The organism is Luteimonas sp. A649, from assembly GCF_054072735.1.
This window is the reverse complement of the sequence record NZ_JBSVRQ010000001.1, coordinates 2,029,996-2,050,681: the sequence shown is the minus strand read 5'-3', so window position 1 is coordinate 2,050,681 and position 20,686 is coordinate 2,029,996. Positions and strand designations below refer to the sequence as shown.

The following is a 20,686-nucleotide window of genomic DNA, read 5'->3' as shown; positions in this document are numbered from 1 at the left end:
CACGTGACCGATCGTGCCCACGTTCACGTGGGGCTTGGTGCGCTCGAACTTACCCTTGGCCATGATTGCGTATCTCGTTGAACGGTTGGATGGAGGGCCGCGCGTGGTGCTGCGACCCGAAGATGGTGCTCACGACTGGAATCGAACCAGTGACCTCCTCCTTACCAAGGAGGTGCTCTACCGACTGAGCTACGTGAGCGTGAGTTGTGCCCTGGCGCCGCGGTTCCAATGATACCCCGCGGTGGAGCGGGAGACGGGAATCGAACCCGCACCATCAGCTTGGAAGGCTGAGGTTCTACCGTTGAACTACTCCCGCGCCGGGGATGTACTGGTGGAGGGAGGTGGATTCGAACCACCGAAGGCGTAAGCCAGCAGATTTACAGTCTGCCCCCGTTGGCCGCTTGGGTATCCCTCCAGCACACAAACCGGTGAAACAGCCCGCGATTTTGACGGTCCCGATCGCGACTGTCAACGCCTGCGATCTCTTTCATGCCGTCGGGTGGCCTCCGGACGCGCCGGCCACCCCGCGGACTCACACGTTGAAGCGGAAATGCAGGACGTCGCCTTCCTGCACGCGGTATTCCTTGCCCTCCAGGCGCAGCCGCCCGGCCTCGCGCGCGCCGGCTTCGCCCTTGTAGCGGATGAAGTCGTCGTAGCCGATGGTTTCGGCGCGTATGAAACCCTTTTCGAAGTCGGTGTGGATCACCGCGGCCGCCTGCGGCGCGGTGGAGCCGGCCCTGACCGTCCACGCGCGGACTTCCTTCACCCCGGCGGTGAAGTAGGTCTGCAGGCCAAGCAGGAGGTAGGCCGCGCGGATGACCCGATTCAGGCCCGGCTCCTCGAGGCCCAGGCTTTCCAGGAACGCGTCGCGGTCGGCGTCTTCGAGCTCGCTGAGCTCTTCCTCGATCGCGGCCGAGACCGGCACTACTTCGGCGCCCTCACCCGCCGCCCGGGCGCGCACGGCGTCCAGGTGCGCATTGTCCTCGAACCCGTCCTCGAGCACGTTGGCGACGTACATCACCGGCTTGAGCGTCAGCAGGAACAGGTCGCGCACGGCCGCGCGGTCGTCCTCGGACAGGCCCATCGCCCGCGCCGGGGTGCCGGCGTCCAGCGCGGCGCGCACCCGCGCCAGCACCTCGACCCGCGCCTTGGCGTCCTTGTCGCCGGTCTTGGCCGAGCGCTCGGCGCGCTGCAGGGCCTTGTCGACCGATTCCAGGTCGGCCAGCGCCAGCTCGGTATCGATGGTGTCGATGTCCGCGATCGGGTCGACCTTGTTGTTGACGTGGATGACGTCGGGGTTCTCGAAGCAGCGCACCACGTGGCAGATCGCATCGACCTCGCGGATGTGGGCGAGGAACTTGTTGCCCAGGCCCTCGCCGCTGGCGGCGCCGGCCACCAGGCCGGCGATGTCGACGAACTCCACCGCGGTCGGGATGCACTTCTGCGGCTTGACGATCTCCGACAGCGCATTCAGGCGCGGATCCGGCACCGGGACCACGCCGACGTTGGGCTCGATCGTGCAGAACGGGAAGTTGGCCGCGGCGATGCCCGCCCGGGTCAACGCGTTGAAGAGGGTCGACTTGCCGACGTTCGGCAGGCCGACGATGCCGCATGTGATGCCCATGGTGTGTCAGGTCCTGTTGGTGTGCAGCCGCTTCATGGCTTCGTTGAAATCGCCGGCCATGGCCAGCGGCAGCACGTCGAGCGCGTCGTCGATGGCGCGCCCGATGAGGATGTCGTCGTCCGGCGACGGACGCCCCAGCACCCAGCCGGTCACCCGGTCCTTGTGCCCGGGATGGCCGATGCCGACGCGCAGGCGGTGGAAACGGCCGTGGCCGAGCAGGCGCATGGTGTCGCGCAACCCGTTCTGGCCGCCGTGGCCACCGTCGAACTTGAGCCGGGCGGTGCCCGGCGGGAGATCCAGCTCATCGTGGACCAGCAGCGCCTGCTCCGGCTCGATCTTCCAGAAGCGCAGTGCCGCGACCACCGATTTGCCGCTGAGGTTCATGAAGGTGGCGGGCCTGAGCAGCCACGCCTCCTGGCCGGCGATCCGCACTTTCGCGGTTTCGCCGAAAAGCTTGCCGTCGACCTTGAAGCGTTCGCCCTCGCGCTCCGCCAGGGCGTCGACAAAACGGAACCCGGCATTGTGCCGGGTCCGTGCGTGCTCGGTGCCGGGATTGCCCAGCCCGACGATGAGTCGGAGGCCGTCCATCGGGTCGACGCCGGCCGGCGCCCGCGGATCGGAGCGCCGGCGCGGTGCGCCTTACTTCTCCTCGGCGTCCTGCTTGGCCGCGGGAACGTCGCCACCGGCGGCGGCCTCGTCAGCCTCGGGCTCGGCCTCGACGCGCGCGTGGCGGGCCACGGCGACGGCGGGGTTGTGCTCCTCGTCGATCTTGGCGACCAGCTCGACGCCCTCGGGCATCACCAGGTCGGACAGGTGGACGGTGTCGCCCATCTGCATGTTGGCCAGGTCGACTTCGATCGACTCCGGCAGCTTGCCCGGGAGACAGGTCACTTCGACCTCGTTGAGCTCCTGGGTCAGCACCACGCCCGCGGTCTTGCCGGCCGGCGAGGTCTCGGCGTTCACCAGGTGCAGCGGGACGTTGACGCGGATGGCCACGTTCTCGCTCACGCGCTGGAAGTCCAGGTGCATGATCAGCTGGCGGTACGGATGGCGCTGCATGTCACGCAGGAGCACGCGCTGCACCTTGCCATCGACTTCGAGGTCCATGATCGAGGAATAGAACCACTCGTGCTGGCTGGCGACCCAGGTCTTTTCCTGGTCGAGCTGGATGCTCTGCGGGGCGCTGTCGCCGCCGTAAACGACGGCCGGGACCTTGCCGGCGTGACGCAGGCGGCGGCTCGCACCCTTCCCCTCGTCCTTGCGGCTGGCGGCCGTGATCTTGTTCGTGCTCATTGTTGTTTGCTCACTTGCTTGGGTAATCCGCCTCGCGGCGGGATGGTGACTCCCCCGCGACCAGGGAAGCCGATGTTGAAACGGATCGGACCGCGCCCGAAGGGGCTTCAGTCCACGTAGAGAGAGCTCACCGACTCGCCGAAGGCGATGCGGCGGATGGTCTCGGCCAGCAGTTCGGCGACGCTGAGCTGGCGGATGCGGCCGCACTCGCGGGCTGCCTGCGACAGCGGAATGGTATCAGTGACCACCAGTTCGTCGAGCTGGGAGCCGTTCACGTTGTCGATCGCCGCGCCCGACAGCACCGGATGGGTGCAGTAGGCAACGACCTTGGTCGCGCCCTGGGCCTTCAGCGCCGCGGCGGCCGCGCACAGGGTGCCGGCGGTGTCGACGATGTCGTCGACCAGCACGCAGGTCTTGCCGGCGACGTCGCCGATGATGTTCATCACCGTGGCCACGTTGGCCTTCGGGCGGCGCTTGTCGATGATCGCGAGGTCGGCGTCGTCCAGGCGCTTGGCGATGGCCCGTGCGCGCACCACGCCGCCCACGTCCGGGCTGACCACGACCATGTTGTCGGTGCCGTGAGCGCGCCAGATGTCGGCCAGCAGCAGCGGCGAGGCGTAGACGTTGTCGACCGGGATGTCGAAGAAGCCCTGGATCTGGTCGGCGTGGAGGTCGATGGTCAGCAGGCCGTCCGCACCCGCGGCGGTGAACATGCGCGCCGCCAGCTTGGCCGTGATCGGGACCCGCGAGGAGCGCATGCGGCGGTCCTGCCGGGCGTAGCCGAAGTACGGCACCACCGCGGTCACGCTGCTGACCGAGGCGCGCTTGAGCGCGTCGATCAGGGCCAGCAGCTCCATCAGGTGTTCGGCCGTCGGGGCGCAGGTGGACTGCACCACGAAGACATCCTGGCGGCGCACGTTCTCTTCGATCTCGACCTGCACCTCGCCGTCGGAGAACGTGGACACCAGCGCCTTGCCCGGGCGCACGCCAAGCTCGCGGCACACGGCGAGGGCGAGCGGTCGATTGGCATTGCCGGAGAAGATCAGCAGGTTGCCATCTTCTTTTTTCACGGGACTACTCCGCTGGACGCTTGCGACGATGAACGCATTTGGCAGGGGCGGCAGGATTCGAACCTGCGAATGCCGGGATCAAAACCCGGTGCCTTGGGCCACTTGGCGACGCCCCTGCGGTGACCAGGCCGCAAGTGCATCAAGCAGCGGTGAGCGCGACGCGCCGGCCACCACGCGGGCACGAAGCCCTTGCGGCAGTCCGGCGAGCGCGGCCTCGGCGGGCTCGCGCGCAGCGAACTCGACGAAGCAACCGCTGCCCGTCCCGGTCAGGCGTGGCGTGCCGGCCTGCGAAAGTGCCTGGAACGCGGCCTCGACGGCTGGTTCCAGGCGACGCAATACCGGCTCGAACACGTTGCCGAGCGAAGCACCCGAAGCGAAGTCGGCTATTGTCGCGGGCGCGGCATCCCTCGTCAATTCAGAGGTTTGGAACAGGGCCGCCGTCGGGACGTGGATGCCGGGATCGGCGACCAGGTACCAGGCCGGCGGAAGCTCCATCGGCAGCAGCTGCTCCCCCACGCCTTCGGCCCAGGCGTTGTGGCCATGAACGAACACCGGGACATCTGCGCCAAGACCGGCGCCGATGGCGGCCAGCGTGCCCGCCCCGGCCCCCAGGCCCCAGATGGCGTCCAGCGCGACCAGGACCGTGGCGGCGTCCGAGGAGCCGCCCCCGAAGCCACCACCGGCGGGAACCCGCTTTTCAACGCGGATATCGACACCTTCGCCGACATTGAACGACGTTTTCAGCGCATTGGCTGCACGCATCGTAAGATCCGCGGCTTCCGGTACTGCGGCGAGGTCATCACCGTGACGGACGATCCGGCCATCTGAACGCGGGCGCAGATGCACCGTATCGCCCCAGTCCAGGATCCTGAACACGGTCTGCAGCGCGTGATAGCCGTCCGCGCGGCGCCCGGTGATGCGCAGGAAGAGGTTGAGCTTGGCCGGTGCTGGCCAGGCCGACCAGGCGGCCCCGGTCACTGGCCTGCCCTGCCCCACTCGTCCACCACCAGGCGTACGCTGGCGTCTCCACGACGGGCGTCGACGCGCTGCGGCAGCGCCGGCAGGTTGCCGTCGGCCGTACGCCAGGCGCGGAAGTCGATGCTCCACCCGGCCTGCTCCAGGCGCAGCGGCAGCAGGTCGTCGCCAAACGCCAGCCGCGCCGGACCGTGCACGGCCTCGTCGGCAGGCAGGCCCCGCAGCCAGGCGCCCAGCGCGTCCACCGGCACCTCGAGCCCCGTCGCCTCGTAGAGCAGCGCCTGGCCGTCGGGACCGGTGCGGGCCCCACCTTCCAGGCCTTCGAGCCGCGCGCCGCCGGCGTCGACCGCAAGCCGCCAGCTCTGGCGGGTCACGGGTGCGGCCAGCGCGACCGCGAAGGTGTCGCCCTCCTGCCGCCACTCGATCCGGCCGCTGCCGCCCTTGCCGCTGCGGGTGATGGCGGCGCGACCGGTCAGGGCCCATGACGGAATCGCGGCCAGCGCCTGTGCGCGCCCGGCCTGCAGGGTCTCGGCACGGACCCGGTCGGCGGCGTCGAGCACCGGCGGCGCGACCGGGGGCAGCGGCCGCGTGGCACAGGCGCCAAGCGCGCCTGCGCAGGCCAGCGCGAACAGGAACCGCAATGGCGTCATATGCCGATCTCCTCCATGGCCCGGCGCAGCGCCCGGTTTTCCGGGTCGATGCCGCGGGCCTGTTCAAACCACTCCATCGCCTCGTCGCGCCGGCCCAGCTGCCAGAGCACGGTGCCGACATGGGAAGCGATCTCGGCGTCCTTCTCCAGCACGAAGGCGCGGCGCAACTCGACCAGCGCCTCTTCGTGGCGGCCCAGGCGGTGCAGCACCCAGCCGTAGCTGTCGATGATGGCGGCGTTGGTGGGCTCCGCGATGCGCGCCCGCTCGATCAGCTCCAGCGCCTCTTCGTAGCGGTCGGTGCGGTCGGCAAGCGTGTAGCCCAGGGCGTTGAGGGCGGCGGTGCTGTCCGGGTCGGCGACCAGGATGCGGCGCAGGTCGGCCTCGGCACGCGGGATGTCGTCGCGGCGCTCCCACATCAGGGCGCGCGAATACAGGAGCGCCGGCTCGTCGGCGAACGCGGCCAGCCCGCGCGCCAGCGCGTCGAGTTCGGCGGCATCGTCGCCGTCCTCGCGACGCAGCTCGGATTCCATCAGGTAGGCGTCGCGACGCAGGCGCCCGTCGGCGTCGGCATCCTGTTGCAGGGCGTGCAGCGCTTCGTAGGCCTCGTCGCCGCGATCGAGGTCGTGCAGCACCTTGGTCACGCGCAGCCGCGCGGTGGCACGCTGCTCGCCGCCGGGGACGCTGCGGTACCAGTCCAGGGCCTCGCCCGGGCGCTCCAGGAACTCGGCCACCTGCCCGAGCAGCAGCCGCCGCGCGGGATTCGGCACTTCGGCGCCCTGGGCCAGGCCGGCGTAGAGCGCGGCCAGTGCGACCTTGTCGTCGGCCTCGGCCAGCAGCGAAGCGCGCAGCGCCACCTGGGCCAGGTCGCCCCCGGCCGCAGGGTCGGCATGCAGGAGCGCCGCGCCGGCAGCCGGGTCGCCAAGCTCGGCATAGGTGAGGGCCACCTGCTCGCGGATGCGAGGCGCCGCCAGCGCATCTTCGACCGCCAGCGCATCAAGCATCCCGCGGGCCTCGACGCTGTGGCCAGTCCGGTGCAGGTGGCGCACGCGCAGCAGGCCCATGACCGGGTCGTCGGGATGGCGATCGCGCGCGACCGCGTCGATGCGCCCGAACAGCGCGTCGTCGCCCAGGCCCAGCGCCAGCTGTCCAGCGGCCGACAGCGCCATGGGCTCGGTGGGCAGGGCGTCGCGGTCGAACAGCTGGCCCAGCACCCGCGCCGACAGCGCGGGATCGCGGCTGCCGGTGCCGAGCACGGCAAACGCCGACAGCCAGCCGCGGGCGCCGCCGTCGCGCAGCAGGGATTCGAGCTCGCGTCGCGCCGCGCGTTCCTTGCCGGTGCGCAGCGCCAAGGTGGCGCCTGCCGCCTGCATGGCGAGCGTTTCAGGGGCGCGCTTGCGCCACAGGCCCAGGGCTTCCTTCAGCGCGCGGTCATCCCGGCCCATCAGCGCGTAGCGCGTGGCGCGGGCGGCCAGCGCCGCATCATCCGGTGCTGCCCGCGCGGCCTGCAGGTACCAGTCGACCGCCTCATCCAGGCGCCCGGCCGATACCGCGAACTCGGCCGCCATGACCTCCCGCAGCGGCCCGGCATCGCCGGATTCACTGGCCGAAGCCGGCGCGGAAACCGCCAGGCACAGCGCCACCGCCAGCGGCACCGCGAGCCGCAACACAGGATTCCGGCGCCCCGCTGGGGGCGTCCGGGACGCGCGGTGCCCGGGCACCGTAAAATGTCGCCGTGTCATGCCAGCACTTTATCGCAAGCACCTGAACCCATGAGCCTTGTCGCCATCGGCCTGAACCACCAGACCGCGCCCGTCGAACTGCGCGAACGGGTGGCCTTTGCCGACGACCGGCTGCAGCGCGCGCTGGCCGACCTGCGCGCCCTGCCCGGCGTGCGCGAGGTGGCGCTGCTGTCGACCTGCAACCGCACCGAGCTCTACGCGGTGGCCGACGACGACGGCCGCGCCCTGGTGAACTGGCTGGCCACCCACCCCGACGATCCGATCGGCGACGCCAGCTCGCTGCAGGCCTACCTGTACCGCCACGCCGACGACGCCGCCGCGCGCCACCTGTTCCGGGTTGCCACCGGCCTGGACTCGATGGTGCTGGGCGAACCCCAGATCCTGGGCCAGGTGAAGCAGGCCTGGTCGGCCGCGCGCGGCGCCGGCACGCTTGGCGGCCATCTCGACCGCCTGTTCCAGCACGCCTTCGTTACCGCCAAGCGCGCGCGTACCGAGACCCGCATCGGCAACAGCCCGGTGTCGATGGCCTCGATGGCCGTGCGTCTGGTACAGGACAGCTTCGCGCGGCCGGAGGATTCGGTCGCGCTGCTGGTGGGCGCCGGCGAGACCATCGAGCTGGCCGCGCGCCACCTGGCGGCGGCGAACGTCAAGCAATTGATCATCGCCAATCGCACCTATCGCCACGCCGAAGCGCTGGCGCACCGCCACGGCGGCACCGCCCTGCCGCTGGAAGAACTGCAGCACCACCTGCACCTGGCCGACATCGTGTTCTCGGCCACGGCCAGCCGCGAGCCGGTGATCCGCCGTGCCCACGTCGAAGCCGCGCTGTCGGCGCGCCGCCAGCGGCCGATGCTGCTGCTCGACCTCGCCGTGCCGCGCGACATCGAGCCCGAGGTCGGCGACGTGCGCGATGCCTATCTCTACTCCGTCGACGATCTCGAACGCGCGGTCGAAGACAACCGCCGCAACCGCCGCGAAGCCGCCGACGCCGCCGAATCCATCATCGACCTGCAGGTGGCCCAGTACGCGCGCCAGCAGGCCACCGGCGCGCGCAGCGGGCCGATCAAGCGCCTGCGCGCCCACGGTGACGCGGTGCGCGCCGACGTGCTGGAGCGCGCGCGCCAGCAGCTGGCGTCCGGGCAGTCGCCCGACGCCGTGCTTGAATTCCTCGCGCACACGCTCACCAACCGCCTGCTGCATCCACCCACCGCGGCCCTGCGCGAAGCCGCGGCCAGCGGCGACGCCGCCCTGCTCGACGCGGTCACGCGCATGCTGCCGGCGGACGACCCTGCACCCGCCGCCGCCAGGGACGACGACGATGCTGCCGACGCTGCGCCGTAAGCTCGAGGCGCTGGCCGAGCGGCGCGACGAACTCGAACGCCTGCTGTCCGAACCTTCGGTCGCATCCGACCAGGCGAAGTTCAGGGCGCTGTCGCGCGAGTTCGCGGGCCTCGAGCCGCTGGCCGCCGCACTCGCCGACGAGGCGCGCGCGCGCGCCGACCTCGAGGCCGCGGAAGCAATGCGGGCCGACCCGGAGCTCCGCGAACTGGCGGAAGACGAAGTCGAGGCCGTCACCGCGCGCCTGGCCGAACTCGACGACACCCTCATGGCCCTGCTGGTGCCGCGCGACGCGCGCGACGACGGCGGCATCTACCTGGAGGTCCGCGCCGGCACCGGCGGCGACGAAGCCGCGATCTTCGCCGGCGACCTGCTGCGCATGTACGCCCGCCATGCCGAGCGCCAGGGCTGGCGGGTGGAGATCGAATCGTCGACCCCGGGCGAGCACGGCGGCTTCCGCGAGGCCGTCGCCCGCATCGAGGGCGCGGGCGCCTACGCCCGGCTCAAGTTCGAATCCGGCACCCATCGCGTGCAGCGCGTGCCGGAAACCGAGTCCCAAGGCCGCATCCACACCTCCGCGGCCACCGTCGCGATCATCCCGGTCGAGGACGAGAGCGAGCCGATCGAGATCAACCCAGCCGACCTGCGCGTGGACACCTTCCGCTCGTCCGGCGCCGGCGGCCAGCACGTCAACAAGACCGACTCCGCGATCCGCATCACCCACCTGCCCAGCGGCGTGGTGGTGGAATCGCAGACCGAGCGCTCGCAGCACGCCAACCGCGACAAGGCCATGAAGCGGCTGCGCGCGACCCTGGCCCAGGCCGAGGCCGAGCGCCGCGCCGCGGCCACCGCAGCCAGCCGCAAGCTGCAGGTCGGCAGCGGCGACCGCAGCCAGCGCATCCGCACCTACAACTACCCGCAGGGCCGGATCACCGACCATCGCGTCGAGGGGCTGACCTTGTACGACCTGCCCAACGTCATGGATGGCGCGCTCGATGGGTTGGTGGACCGGCTGACCCGCGAGCACCAGGCCGACGAACTGGCACGGCTGTCCGGACAGGCCGCCTGATCACACGGAGCAAGGCGCGATGGCGAAGATCAAGGGCAAGGCCTACGACCAGGAACTGGAAGCGCTGCAGCACGAACTGGTCGCCATGGCGCGCTGGGTGCGGCATCGCGGCCAACGCATCGTCATCGTGCTCGAAGGCCGCGACACCGCCGGCAAGGGCGGCACCGCCAAGGCCATCACCGAGCACCTCGACACCCGCCAGTACCGGGTGGCCGCCCTGCCCAAGCCAAGCGAGGACGAGCAGGGACAGTGGTACTTCCAGCGCTATGTCCCGCACCTTCCGACCGCGGGCGAGATCGTGCTGTTCGACCGCAGCTGGTACAACCGCGCCGGCGTCGAGAAGGTGATGGGCTTCGCCACCGACGCCCAGGTCGAGGCGTTCCTGGCGCAGGCGCCAGCGTTCGAGAAGCTGCTGGTCGACGATGGCATCCGCCTGTTCAAGTATTGGCTGTGCTGTGACCAGGCCCAGCAGGAGGAGCGCTTCGCCGAGCGCCTCGAGGATCCGCTGAAGGCCTGGAAGCTGTCGCCGATCGACCGCGAGGCGCGGCTGCGCTACGACGACTACACCCGCGCCCGCGAGGCGATGCTCGAGGCCACGCATACGCAGCACGCGCCCTGGACCCTGGTCGACTACAACCACCAGAAGTCGGGGCGGCTGGCGTTGATCCGGGACCTGCTCGACCGGCTGCCCGACGTGGCGGTGCCGGAGGTCCATCCGGAATTCCCGCCGCTGCCGGGCAAGCCGCTCAAGGAGCGCTACGGCGTGCTGGAACCGATCCCGCCCTACACCATCGACGACGACGAATGAACGCTCGTCCGGCGTCGCTCAGCCGGGCTGCCCCGGAGCGGGTCCGCCGGCGTCGGCGATCGCCTGTTCCAGCTCGGCCGCGGTGACCGGACCGAGGAAGGTCTTCACCAGGCGCCCGTCCGGTGCCACCAGGCAGGTCAGCGGCAGTCCGCGCGGGGTGGGGAAATCACGCGGCGGGTCGTAGACATCGACGATCGCCACCGGATAGACCACCGGGCGCGCTTCCAGGAACATGCGCAGCGTTTCCGCATCGGTGTCCTCGTAGGCCAGGCCGATGACCTCCACGTGCTCGCGCATGGCGTCGAGCGCGGACAGCTCCGGCATCTCCTTCAGGCACGGCGCGCACCAGGTCGCCCAGAAGTTCACCACCACCCAGCGGCCGCGGCGATCGGCGAGGTCGTAGCGGGCGCCGTCGAGGGTCGTCACCACCAAGGTGGGGAACTCGGCGCCGCCTTGGTCTGCAGCGGCTGCAGCGCCCCCGGTCGACCTGCGTGCTTCGTCACCGGCATCGCCCGCGCCGGCCTCCTGCGTGGCGACGGGGTCGGCTGCCGACGGCGACCGCGCGTCCTCCCGCTGGCACGCGGCAAGGACCAGGAGCACGAGGCAGGCGGCAAGGCCATGGCGAAAATGCATGTTCATTCCCCGGGCGGGTCAAGGCAGTCGCCGACGCGGCGACGGAGCAGGTCGCGTAGCGGCAGGCGCAGCTGGTCGATGGTGGCGATCACCGCGGCGCCGCGGGCGTCGTCGGCACCGGGCAGATGCGCCTCGGCGATCGGGATGCGCAGCTGGCCGGCCTCGTAGAGCTCGGCCAGGCTGAGCGTGTCGAGGTCGCGCGCGAGCAGCCATTCGCCGGTCTCCGCGCGTCGCACCACGTTGATCGACGCCAGCTGGGCCAGCGTCTCCTGCACCAGCGCATCGGTGAGCACCGGCTCGCAGTCGAGGATCTCTTCGCTGTGCAGGCCGCTGCCCTGGGCGCGGGCCTCGCGGAACCGGGCCAGCAGACGCAGCATCGCGTAGATCTCGTAGCCCTGCGGCAGCCGCAGGTGCGCGGGCTGGTAGCGGAAGGCCGAGACCGAGGCCGCAAACGACGCGCCCAGCAGGATGCTCACCCAGCCGAAATACAGCCACAGCAGGAAGATCGGCACGAAGGCCACCGCGCCGTAGATGTTCTGGTAGGCATTGAAGCTGCCCAGGTAGATGCCGATCAGCCGGCGGCCGATTTCCAGCAGCACCACCGCTACCACGGCACCGGCGAAGGCGTGCCGCCAGTGCACCGTGCGATGCGGCACCACGCGGTAGATCAGGGCGAAGGCCAGCAGTTCGATCACCACGGGCGTCGCGTCGAGCATCGCCGACTGCAGCCACTGCCCGGCGCCGGTGCGGAACACCTCCAGCGCGAAGATCCGGCCCAGCACCGACAGGCTGGCTGCCGCCACCAGCGCGCCCAGGGTGAGCACGGTCCAGTACACCAGGAAGCGCGAAAACTGCGGACGCGCGGTATGCACCCGCCAGACGCGGTTGAAGGCCGACTCGATCCCGAACAGCGTGACCAGCACCGAGACCACCAGCGCGATCACGCCCACCGCGGTGAGCTTGCCGGTGTTCTCCGAAAACGACAGCAGCCAGTCGCGCACGCCCTGCGCCGAGCTTGGAACGAAGTTGGCGAAGATGAACTCGCTCAGCAGGTCGCGCCACTCCTCGAACACCGGGAACGCCGACAGCACGCCGAACACCACCATCGACAGCGGCACCAGGGCGAAGGTGGTGGTGAACGACAGCGCGCCCGCGGCTTCGAACAGGCGGTCGTCGAGGAAGCGCCGCCACAGGAAGCGCGCGAACGTCACGGCGCGCGCGCGATCGCGCAGGCGCTCGCCCCAGCGGTTGAGCGAATCCAGTGGCTCCATCGACGCGAGGTTAACCGATCGCGCCGCCGCCGCGCCCTGGCGGCTGCGGCTATGCTTGCCGCCCCGGAGGAGAACCCATGGCCGAGATCCTGGTCCTGTACTACAGCCGCGGCGGCTCCGTCGCCGCGCTCGCGCGCCAGGTGGCACGCGGCGTCGGCGAAGTCGAGGGCATGTCGGCGCGACTGCGCACGGTGCCGCCCGTGGCGCCGGTCACCACCATCGCGGCGCCGCCCGTGCCCGAAGACGGTGCGCCCTACGTCGAAAGCCGCGACCTCGCCGAATGCGCCGGGCTGCTGCTGGGCAGCCCCACGCGCTTCGGCAACATGGCCGCGCCCCTGAAGCATTTCATCGACGGCCTGGGCAGCGAGTGGGCCAGCGGCACGCTCGTCGGCAAGCCGGCGGCGGTGTTCACGTCCACCGCGACCATGCACGGCGGCCAGGAGTCGACCCTGCTGACGATGATGCTGCCGCTGCTGCACCACGGCTGCGTGATCGCAGGCATCCCCTTCACCGAACCCGGGCTCTCGGCCACGCGCAGCGGCGGCACGCCTTACGGCGCCAGCCACGTGGCCGGCGGCGACAACGATCCGACGCCCAGCGACGAGGAATCGAAGCTGGCGCGCGCGCTGGGTCGCCGCATCGCACTGCTCGCGAAGAGGCTGGGCTGATGGCGCTGGCCACCTCGCAACGCGTACTGGCGGTCCTTCTGTTGGCGCTGGCAGCGCTGTTTGCAGTCTGGTTCGCCGGCGATGCGCGCTACCTGCAGGCGCTGGCGGTGTTCTCCCTGCCGCCGCTGCTGCTGGCGGTCGGCGTCCTAGCGCTACGGCGCACGGCCCCGTTCTGGGCCGGGGTCCTGGCCCTGGGCTGGTTCTGCCATGGCGTGATGCTGGCCTGGGAGCGCGCCGAGGGCCGCGGCTTCGCGCTGGCCGAGGTGGCATTGGCGCTGGGCATCGTCTGCGCTTCGAGCTGGCCCGGCCTGCGCGGGCGTTTCCGTGGGCGGCGCGAAGGGCAGGCACGCGCGAAAGACTAGAATGCGCATCCGCCCGCGCACCGCGCGGGGCCACGACTGGCGCATAGAGGAACACGCGATGGAAGAACTGCTGATCGTCACTACCGGCGGCACGATCGACAAGGTCTATTTCGACGACAAGTCGGACTTCCAGGTGGGCGAGCCGCAGATCGGACGGATCCTCGAGGAGCTCGGCGTGGCGTTCCGCTTCCGCGTGATCCCGATCCTGCGCAAGGACTCGCTGCATATCGACGATGCCGACCGCGAGCTGCTGCGGGCCACCATCGCCGCCCAGCAGGCCCGCCACGTGCTGGTCACCCACGGCACCGACACCATGGTCGAGACCGCGAAGGCGCTGGCATCGCTCGACGACCGCACCATCATCCTCACCGGCGCGCTCAACCCGGCGCGCTTCCGCGGCTCGGATGCGGAATTCAACGTCGGCACCGCGGTGGGTGCCGTGCAGTCGCTGCCGCCGGGCGTCTACATCGCCATGAACGGGCGCATCTGGGATCCGCTCACCGTGCGCAAGAACGTGGCCGCGAACCGCTTCGAAGCGGCCTGAGCCCGGGTACCACGCGGCGCGGCCTCAGGGTCGCGGCGTGGGCCGCCGGGTGCGCGGCTCGTCCGAGGGCGGCGTGCTGCCGGGGGGCCTGGCCGGCGGGCGCCAGCGCGCCCTCATTTCCCCGCCCAGTTCGCCCATGAACGCCAGCCCCAGGCGGGCGATGATGGTCGCGTGCTGGGCGTTGCCGCCGAGGTTGGCCAGCGTGTCGTTGGGCGTGTGCAGCAGCTGGAAGAACGGGCCCTCGTCATACATCGCCGCCGGGAACCCGGCTTGGGTCCACGAAGCGTGGTCGGAGCAGGCATACCCGCAGGTCGAGTCGCCGCGGGTGTAGCCCAGCGGCAGCAGATAGGCATCGAACAGGTCCTTCAGGAACTGGACCAGCTGCGGATGCGAGTTGTCGCCCATGACCCGGATGTCGGTGGTCGAGCCCGGGGAACGGTAGTTCGTCATGTCCATCTGCAGCACGCCGACCACGTTCCGGCCCTCCGTCGCGAAGCGCTGGGCGATGGCGCGCGAACCGCGCAGCCCGACCTCCTCGGCCGAATAGCCCATGAACATCACCGTGCGGCGCGGGCGATAGCCCTCGGCCATGGCGATGCGCAGCACCTCGGTGAGCGTGGCGATGCCGGACGCATCGTCATCGGCGCCCGGCGCGTTCATGGCGTTGCCTGATCCGGAGCTGGAGATGGAGTCCAGGTGGCCTCCCAGCACCACGATCTCGTCGGCGAGGTCGGTGCCCTGGATGGTGAGGATCACCGAGGGCTGGCCCCCGCAGTTGTTGCAGGCGGTGAACAGCTCGGCAGTGACGTCGCTGCGCCCCGCGGCCAGCGACAGCCAGTGGTCGCGGATCCACACCGGGGCGGCATGGCCGTGGATGCTGCTGAAATAACGGTTGGGCCAGGCGGTGGACAGGTGCTGGATGGTCGCCCGCAGCGCCGGCTCCGACACCTGCGGCAACCAACGGTTGACCAGGGCCTGGTGTTGGATGGTGTAGGCGGGAAGCGCTGCCCTGAGTCCGCGCTGTGCGGTGTCCGACGCCACGAAGGCCTCGGCCTCGGCGCGCGTGGCGAAGGCGAAGTAGCCGCCGCAGCGGCGCTCGACTTCGTGCACGTGGCGACTGAGGTCCTCGAGCTGGTGCTCGCGCATGCTGGCCAGGACCAGCTGCCGGCCCAGTGCGTCGCGCCTCGGCAGGACCTGGCCGCTGAAGTCGCGCAGCGCCGCTTCGAAGGTCGTGCGTTCGGCGACGACGTGCACCGGCGCCATCGGATCGACGCTCGGCACGCCGTGGTCGTGCGCCGCAGCGGCCGCACCCGCAAGCAGCAGCCCGGTGGCGGCGACGGACTTCGCCATGTCGCGGATCTTCATTGCCCTCTCCCTTGCCGGTTGTTCGCGCCCGCGATCATTGCACGCCGTCGCGGTCCGGCGCGCGCCTGTCGGCGACGTCAAAACGCAAAACGGCGGACGGGTTGCCCCGCCCGCCGCCGGTCGCGCGACTGCGCTCAGTACGTGCCGACCACCGACACCCCCGAGTAGGTGCTGTAACCGCGCACGAGGACGTGCCAGGTCCCCGCGGCCGGACTGTTGATGGTGCAGGTCTCGTTGTTGCCGGTCAGGTAGGGCCGGCAGGTGTAGGTCGTGGTGGTCGGCGCCGAGCCCTGGCGCAGGTACAGGTCGGCGTCGCCGGTCCCGCCGGACATCTGCAGGCGCAGCTGGCTGCGGCCCGCCGGCACCTGGATCGTGTAGCGGCGTTCGCTCGCCGCTGCACCCGACAGGCCGGTCACCGGGACCCCGTTCTGCAGCTGGTTGCCCCCGCCTCCCCCGCCGACGGTGTAGCTGCCGGTGAGGGTGATGCCCGAGAACGCCGAGTAACCACGCACCATCACGTGCCAGGTCCCGGCTTGCGGGTTGGTGAAGCTGCAGCTCTCCGCGTTGCCCGAACGATAGGGGCGGCAGTCGTAGGTCGACGTGGTCGGCTGCGAGCCGCGGCGCACGTACAGGTCGGCGTCGCCGGAGCCGCCGCCGCCGGTGGCGATGGTCAGGTTGGTGGCGCCCGACGGGACCGTGATCGTCCAGTACTGCGCGCTGCCGGCGGCACCGGACACGCCGGTGACGGGCGTGCCGTTCTGCAGCTCGTTGCCGCCCGGATCGCCCGGATCACCGGGACCGCCGCCGCTGGCCGCATCGACGGCGGCCTTGGCGTTGAGGATGCCGGCACCGATCGGTTGCGAAGGCGTCGACGGAAACGCGCGCGCCGTGCTCTTGATCAAGGCCTCGACCTGCGCCGGGGTCTTGGCCGGGTTCGATACCGACTGGATCAGCGCCACCACGCCGGCCACGTGGGGCGCCGCCATCGACGTACCGCTGTAGCTGGCATAGCTCTCGCTGCCGGGCCCCTGGCTGCCGGTGTTGAGCGTGGAATAGATGTCCGAGCCCGGGGCCGCGATGTCGACGATGGCACCGTAGTTGGAGAAGCTCGAGCGCGCACCCGTGCTCGTGATCGAGCCCACCGCGATCACGTTGCTGCAGTTCGCCGGAGAGAAGCCCGAGGTGTTGGCATTGCTGTTGCCGGCGGCGATGACGATGGTGGAGCCGCGGCCGACCGCGCCGTTGATCGCGCTCTGCATGGCGCTGCCGCAGCTTCCCGACCCGCCCAGGCTGAGGTTGATCGCCTCGGCCGGGTTGGCATTGGCGGGCACGCCGCTGACCGAGCCGCCCGACGCCCAGATCACGGCGTCGGCGATGTCGGAGTCGTAGCCGCCGCCGCGGCCGAGCACGCGCACCGGGACGATCTTCGCGCCGTAGGCGGTGCCGGCCACGCCCTTGGCGTTGTTGGTCACCGCGGCCACGGTGCCGGCGACGTGGGTGCCGTGCCAGCTCGAGGCATAGCCGCCGGAGTAGTCGCCGGGGTCGCTCGGATCGTTGTCGCGGCCGTTGCCGTCGCCGCCCACCGAGGCCGTGGAGATGAAGTCATAGCCCGGCAGCACGTTGGCGTTGAGGTCGCTGTGGTTGGTGATGCCGGTGTCGAGCACCGCGACCACCGTGCCGGAGCCGCTCGTGGTGTCCCAGGCCTGGGTTGCGCGGATGCCGCCGGCGCCGGTGCCGTAGCCCCACTGCTGGCCGAAATTCGTGTCGTTGGGAGTCAGGACAAGCTTGTTGAGCTTGTCGACCTCGACGTACTCCACGTTCGGGTTGGCCGCGATCTGCCGCATCAGGCTCTCTGCCTCGACGCGGTCGAGCTTGCGGTTGGTGGAGATGACCTCCGCCCCCACCGCCATGCGGCGCTCGTGGCGCAGCGCCAGCGGTGCGCCGCGGATGCCGGCCGGCACCACGCCTGCGGCCGCCCTGAGTGCGGCATCGCGCTCCTTCGCGCTTGCCTGCTCCGGGCTGCCGTCGACGTACTTGATGATGAAGCGGTCGTGCTGCGCGGATGCCTGCAGGCCGCTGAGGTTGATGCGTTCGGCCGCGAATGCCGGCGCGACGACGAGGGAAGACAGGGCCACGGTGGTGGCGAGCGCGAGTGCGTTGATGCGCGCGCGGCGGAGCGGTGCGTCGGTCATGAGTGGGTTTCCCGGAACGGTATCGAATGCCGCACGAGGCGGCGAAGCGCCGGTGGCGGCCGTTCCGGGATCCCCCCCCCGTTCCTGGCATCCGCCGACATGGGCGGACTGACACTTTTGGTCCGCAAAGTGACGCTAAGCGACACCTTCGCAGCCATGCAAGCGGGAACCGGGCGCAGTGGCGCCCCAACCCGTGCCCTCCATCACGGTTCCGACAATTGCCCTGTCGAAACAGGAACGATGGGCCTTGCGCCCGCCGCCGGGATCAGAACATCCCGGTTTCCAGGCGCGCGGCCTCGGACATCATGTGCCGCGTCCACGGCGGGTCGAACACCAGTTCGACGTCGGCCTCGACCACGGTCGGGATCATCTCGATCTTGCTGCGCACGTCATCCACCAGGATGTCGCCCATGCCGCAGCCGGGCGCGGTCAGGGTCATGCGTACCTCGACCTGGCGGTTGCCGTCCTCGCGATGGATGACGTTGGCCTCGTAGACCAGGCCGAGGTCGACGATGTTGATCGGGATCTCGGGGTCGAAGCAGGTGCGCATCTGCGACCACACCAGCCGTTCGACCGCGGCGTCGTCCGCGCCCTCGTCCAGCTGCAGGGCTTCCGGCGGCTCCTTGCCGATGGCATCGGCGTCCCGGCCGGCGATGCGGAACAGGTTGCCTTCGACGAAGACCGTGAAGCTGCCACCCAGCGCCTGGGTGATGTAGCCGACGCTGCCCGCAGGCAGGGTGACCTCGTCGCCCTGCGGCACGAGCACCGCGTCGCAGTCGCGGTCCAGGCGAACGGGTTCACTGTTGCGGGAATACATGGGGGGCTCGCGGCGATCTCGATGCAGGGGCTCCATTCTACCGCCCGCCGTGACGCTATCCTGTCCCGCCCTGAAGGTGCAGCGTTCCATGCCCCCATCCCGATCCCGGCCCGCACTGGCGCTGGCACTGGTGCTGGCCGGAAGCATCGGCATTGCCGCCGCCTGGGTGCTCGTGTCCCAGGCCACCCGCAGCCAGTGCAACTGGATGGCGGTGCTCGCGGCGCTGGACGCAGCCCTGCTACTGCGCATGGGCGGGGTGCGGCCCGGGGCGATGCGTGCGGCCTGCGGCGTGCTGGCCACGCTGCTGGCGATCGCGCTGGCGAACTGGGGCATCGCCGCCAACGAGATCGGCCGCATGATCGGCCTGACGCCCTGGGCGTCGATGGGCAAGCTCGGGATGGAGCACGCTTGGCTGCTGGTCCGCCTGGCCAACGACGCCACCGACCTCGCATGGCTGGCGGCAGGACTGGTCGTGGCGGCGGTCTGCAGCCGCTGATCCGCTCCGGCGCGCTGGCTCGATCGACGGTTCGGCCGGCGGCTCAGTGGCCGCCGTCGAGTGCCTTGAGTTCGCTCACCAGGGCGCTGGCCATCTCCGCGCCGTCGCCGTAGAGCATGCGCGCGTTGTCGGCGTAGAACAGCGCGTTTTCGATGCCGGCAAAGCCCTTGCCCTTGCCGCGCTTGATCACGATGGTGTTTTTCGACTCCACCACGTCCAGGATCGGCATGCCGTAGATCGGGCTGGCCGGATCGGTCTTGGCCACCGGATTGACCACGTCGTTGGCGCCGATCACCAGGCTGACGTCGGTGTTCTTGAACTCGGGATTGACGTCGTCCATGTCGACGATCAGGTCGTAGGGCACGCCGGCCTCGGCCAGCAGCACGTTCATATGGCCCGGCATGCGTCCGGCCACCGGGTGGATGGCGAACTTCACCTTCACCCCGCGCTCGATCAGGCGCTGGCTCAGCTCCCAGATCTTGTGCTGCGCCTGGGCCACGGCCATGCCGTAGCCGGGCACGATCACCACGCGCTCGGCGTAGGCCATCATCGCCGCGACGTCGGCGGCCTCGATCGGCTTCTGGCTGCCGGTGATCTCCGCCGCCTCGCCGGTGGTACCGAAGTTCGAGAACAGCACGCTGCCGATCGAACGGTTCATCGCCTTGGCCATCAGCCGGGTCAGCAGGATGCCGGCCGCACCGACCATCATGCCGGCGATGATCAGCGCCTCGTTGCCGAGCACATAGCCTTCGAAGGCCACGGCCAGGCCGGTCAGGGCGTTGTACAGCGAGATCACCACCGGCATGTCGGCGCCGCCGATGGGCAGCGTCATCAGCACGCCCAGCGCCAGCGCGACCACGAAGAAAGCCGCCACCAGCGGCACCCCCAGCGAGTGCACCACCATGCCGCCCAGCACGAGCGCGGCCAGGAACACCACGGCGTTGAAGACCTGCATGCCCGGGAAGGTGTAGCGCTTGTCCATGCGCCCATCGAGCTTGGCCCAGGCGATGATCGAGCCCGACAGCGCCACCGAGCCGATCAGCGCGCCCAGTACCGCCAGCACCAGGGCCGTCTGGCCGGGCGCCTGGCCAGACGCCGACCAGCGCAGCAGCTCGACCGCGCCGATGGCCGCGGCCGAACCGCCGCCGAGGCCGTTGTACAGCGCCACCATCTGCGGCATGTCGGTGATCGCGACGCGCTTTCCCGACACCCAGGCGAGCACCGTGCCGAGCACCAGCGCCACGACCATCAGCGCGATGTTCTGCAGCCCCGGAATGAGGAAGGTGACGGCGGTCGCCAGCACCATGCCCACGCCCGCCCACTGGATGCCGCTGCGCGCGGTGCGCGGCGACGCCATGCGCTGCAGGCCAAGCAGGAACAGGGTGGCGGCCACGAGATAGCTGGACTTGATGACCAGCATCAGGATCTCCGCGCCGCTCATGCGCCGCCTCCCTTGCCCTTGTTCTTGTTCTTGTCGCTGGGCTTGAACATCTCGAGCATGCGCTCGGTGACGACGTAGCCACCCGCGGCGTTGCCCGCGCCCATCAGCACGGCCACGAAGCCGATCGCCTTCTCCAGGGTGGTGTCGGCGTGCCCCAGCACCACCATCGCGCCGATCAGCACGATGCCGTGGATGAAGTTGGATCCCGACATCAGCGGCGTGTGCAGGATCACCGGCACCCGCGAAATGATCACGTGGCCGGCGATCGCCGCCAGCATGAAGATGTACAGCGCAACGAATCCATCGCCCACACGCGCTCTCCCCGGACAGC

General features: G+C 70.3%; 21 protein-coding genes and 4 tRNA genes. 7 read left to right on the top strand and 18 right to left on the bottom strand.

Going from position 1 to position 20,686, the window contains the following annotated elements:
- Positions 1 to 123: 123 nt before the first annotated feature.
- The 11 genes from ACW5E8_RS09485 to ACW5E8_RS09435 all read right to left on the bottom strand — a co-directional run bounded on the left by ACW5E8_RS09485 (position 124) and on the right by ACW5E8_RS09435 (position 7,351).
- Positions 124 to 199, bottom strand: a tRNA-Thr gene (locus tag ACW5E8_RS09485).
- A gap of 43 nt (positions 200 to 242) precedes the next feature.
- Positions 243 to 316, bottom strand: a tRNA-Gly gene (locus ACW5E8_RS09480).
- 13 nt (positions 317 to 329) lie between these two features.
- A tRNA-Tyr gene (locus ACW5E8_RS09475) sits at positions 330 to 415 on the bottom strand.
- Between the two features lie 117 nt (positions 416 to 532).
- Positions 533 to 1,624: a redox-regulated ATPase YchF gene (gene ychF, locus ACW5E8_RS09470; RefSeq protein ID WP_456965192.1), complete on the bottom strand. Its 1,092-nt coding sequence runs from the start codon at positions 1,622 to 1,624 to the stop codon at positions 533 to 535.
- A gap of 6 nt (positions 1,625 to 1,630) precedes the next feature.
- Positions 1,631 to 2,212: an aminoacyl-tRNA hydrolase gene (pth, locus tag ACW5E8_RS09465; RefSeq protein WP_456965191.1), complete on the bottom strand. Its 582-nt coding sequence runs from the start codon at positions 2,210 to 2,212 to the stop codon at positions 1,631 to 1,633.
- Between the two features lie 51 nt (positions 2,213 to 2,263).
- The gene (locus tag ACW5E8_RS09460) at positions 2,264 to 2,917 is read right to left on the bottom strand and encodes a 50S ribosomal protein L25/general stress protein Ctc (protein WP_456965190.1); all 654 of its coding nucleotides are present in this window, start codon (positions 2,915 to 2,917) and stop codon (positions 2,264 to 2,266) included.
- A 107-nt stretch (positions 2,918 to 3,024) separates the two neighbouring features.
- Positions 3,025 to 3,987 carry a ribose-phosphate diphosphokinase gene (locus ACW5E8_RS09455; RefSeq protein ID WP_456965189.1) on the bottom strand — a complete coding sequence of 321 codons (963 nt, stop codon included), beginning with the start codon at positions 3,985 to 3,987 and terminating at the stop codon, positions 3,025 to 3,027.
- 39 nt (positions 3,988 to 4,026) lie between these two features.
- Positions 4,027 to 4,103 (bottom strand) — tRNA-Gln (locus tag ACW5E8_RS09450).
- Positions 4,066 to 4,965 (bottom strand): 4-(cytidine 5'-diphospho)-2-C-methyl-D-erythritol kinase, encoded by a 900-nt coding sequence (gene ispE / locus ACW5E8_RS09445; RefSeq protein WP_456965188.1) that lies wholly within the window; start codon positions 4,963 to 4,965, stop codon positions 4,066 to 4,068. Before ispE ends, ACW5E8_RS09450 begins: the two co-directional genes overlap by 38 nt.
- Positions 4,962 to 5,612 (bottom strand): lipoprotein insertase outer membrane protein LolB, encoded by a 651-nt coding sequence (gene lolB / locus ACW5E8_RS09440; RefSeq protein WP_456965187.1) that lies wholly within the window; start codon positions 5,610 to 5,612, stop codon positions 4,962 to 4,964. Before lolB ends, ispE begins: the two co-directional genes overlap by 4 nt.
- Positions 5,609 to 7,351 (bottom strand): tetratricopeptide repeat protein, encoded by a 1,743-nt coding sequence (locus tag ACW5E8_RS09435; protein ID WP_456965186.1) that lies wholly within the window; start codon positions 7,349 to 7,351, stop codon positions 5,609 to 5,611. Before ACW5E8_RS09435 ends, lolB begins: the two co-directional genes overlap by 4 nt.
- 30 nt (positions 7,352 to 7,381) lie before the next feature.
- Between ACW5E8_RS09435 and hemA the strand changes: the two genes are divergently transcribed.
- Genes hemA through ppk2 form a run of 3 tightly spaced genes read left to right on the top strand, consistent with a single transcriptional unit; the run spans position 7,382 to position 10,566 of the window.
- On the top strand, positions 7,382 to 8,692 hold the full coding sequence (hemA, locus tag ACW5E8_RS09430) for a glutamyl-tRNA reductase (protein WP_456965185.1): 1,311 nt from the start codon (positions 7,382 to 7,384) through the stop codon (positions 8,690 to 8,692).
- Entirely contained in the window at positions 8,670 to 9,758 is a 1,089-nt protein-coding gene (prfA, locus tag ACW5E8_RS09425) for a peptide chain release factor 1 (protein WP_456965184.1), read from the top strand. The genes hemA and prfA overlap by 23 nt, the downstream gene beginning before the upstream one ends.
- A gap of 19 nt (positions 9,759 to 9,777) precedes the next feature.
- Complete coding sequence (gene ppk2, locus ACW5E8_RS09420; RefSeq protein ID WP_456965183.1) at positions 9,778 to 10,566, top strand: polyphosphate kinase 2; 789 nt, start codon at positions 9,778 to 9,780, stop codon at positions 10,564 to 10,566.
- 18 nt (positions 10,567 to 10,584) lie between these two features.
- On the opposite strand, the gene ACW5E8_RS09415 is transcribed toward ppk2, so the two are convergent.
- Positions 10,585 to 11,205 carry a TlpA family protein disulfide reductase gene (locus ACW5E8_RS09415; RefSeq protein WP_456965182.1) on the bottom strand — a complete coding sequence of 207 codons (621 nt, stop codon included), beginning with the start codon at positions 11,203 to 11,205 and terminating at the stop codon, positions 10,585 to 10,587.
- Positions 11,202 to 12,470 (bottom strand): YihY family inner membrane protein, encoded by a 1,269-nt coding sequence (locus ACW5E8_RS09410; RefSeq protein WP_456965181.1) that lies wholly within the window; start codon positions 12,468 to 12,470, stop codon positions 11,202 to 11,204. Before ACW5E8_RS09410 ends, ACW5E8_RS09415 begins: the two co-directional genes overlap by 4 nt.
- 77 nt (positions 12,471 to 12,547) lie before the next feature.
- Between ACW5E8_RS09410 and wrbA the strand changes: the two genes are divergently transcribed.
- The 3 genes from wrbA to ACW5E8_RS09395 are packed head-to-tail and all read left to right on the top strand — an operon-like array spanning position 12,548 to position 14,044.
- The gene (gene wrbA / locus ACW5E8_RS09405) at positions 12,548 to 13,138 is read left to right on the top strand and encodes an NAD(P)H:quinone oxidoreductase (protein WP_456965180.1); all 591 of its coding nucleotides are present in this window, start codon (positions 12,548 to 12,550) and stop codon (positions 13,136 to 13,138) included.
- On the top strand, positions 13,138 to 13,500 hold the full coding sequence (locus ACW5E8_RS09400) for a DUF2069 domain-containing protein (RefSeq protein ID WP_456965179.1): 363 nt from the start codon (positions 13,138 to 13,140) through the stop codon (positions 13,498 to 13,500). Before wrbA ends, ACW5E8_RS09400 begins: the two co-directional genes overlap by 1 nt.
- 58 nt (positions 13,501 to 13,558) lie before the next feature.
- Positions 13,559 to 14,044 carry an asparaginase domain-containing protein gene (locus ACW5E8_RS09395; RefSeq protein ID WP_456965178.1) on the top strand — a complete coding sequence of 162 codons (486 nt, stop codon included), beginning with the start codon at positions 13,559 to 13,561 and terminating at the stop codon, positions 14,042 to 14,044.
- Between the two features lie 24 nt (positions 14,045 to 14,068).
- On the opposite strand, the gene ACW5E8_RS09390 is transcribed toward ACW5E8_RS09395, so the two are convergent.
- From ACW5E8_RS09390 to sufT, 3 genes are all read right to left on the bottom strand, one after another.
- On the bottom strand, positions 14,069 to 15,409 hold the full coding sequence (locus ACW5E8_RS09390) for a M20/M25/M40 family metallo-hydrolase (protein ID WP_456965177.1): 1,341 nt from the start codon (positions 15,407 to 15,409) through the stop codon (positions 14,069 to 14,071).
- A 134-nt stretch (positions 15,410 to 15,543) separates the two neighbouring features.
- Positions 15,544 to 17,601: a S8 family peptidase gene (locus ACW5E8_RS09385; RefSeq protein ID WP_456965176.1), complete on the bottom strand. Its 2,058-nt coding sequence runs from the start codon at positions 17,599 to 17,601 to the stop codon at positions 15,544 to 15,546.
- 265 nt (positions 17,602 to 17,866) lie between these two features.
- A complete protein-coding gene (gene sufT, locus ACW5E8_RS09380; RefSeq protein WP_456965175.1) occupies positions 17,867 to 18,418 on the bottom strand; it encodes a putative Fe-S cluster assembly protein SufT in 552 nt (183 codons plus the stop codon).
- An 88-nt stretch (positions 18,419 to 18,506) separates the two neighbouring features.
- Here sufT and ACW5E8_RS09375 point away from each other — a divergent pair, with 88 nt between their 5' ends.
- Positions 18,507 to 18,914 (top strand): hypothetical protein, encoded by a 408-nt coding sequence (locus ACW5E8_RS09375; protein WP_456965174.1) that lies wholly within the window; start codon positions 18,507 to 18,509, stop codon positions 18,912 to 18,914.
- Between the two features lie 43 nt (positions 18,915 to 18,957).
- Here ACW5E8_RS09375 and ACW5E8_RS09370 read toward each other — a convergent pair whose 3' ends face one another.
- Together ACW5E8_RS09370 and ACW5E8_RS09365 are read right to left on the bottom strand one after the other, a co-directional pair.
- The gene (locus tag ACW5E8_RS09370; protein WP_456965173.1) at positions 18,958 to 20,355 is read right to left on the bottom strand and encodes an NAD(P)(+) transhydrogenase (Re/Si-specific) subunit beta; all 1,398 of its coding nucleotides are present in this window, start codon (positions 20,353 to 20,355) and stop codon (positions 18,958 to 18,960) included.
- Positions 20,352 to 20,666, bottom strand: coding sequence for an NAD(P) transhydrogenase subunit alpha (locus ACW5E8_RS09365; RefSeq protein ID WP_456965172.1), 315 nt, complete (start codon positions 20,664 to 20,666; stop codon positions 20,352 to 20,354). The genes ACW5E8_RS09370 and ACW5E8_RS09365 overlap by 4 nt, the downstream gene beginning before the upstream one ends.
- Positions 20,667 to 20,686: the final 20 nt, after the last annotated feature.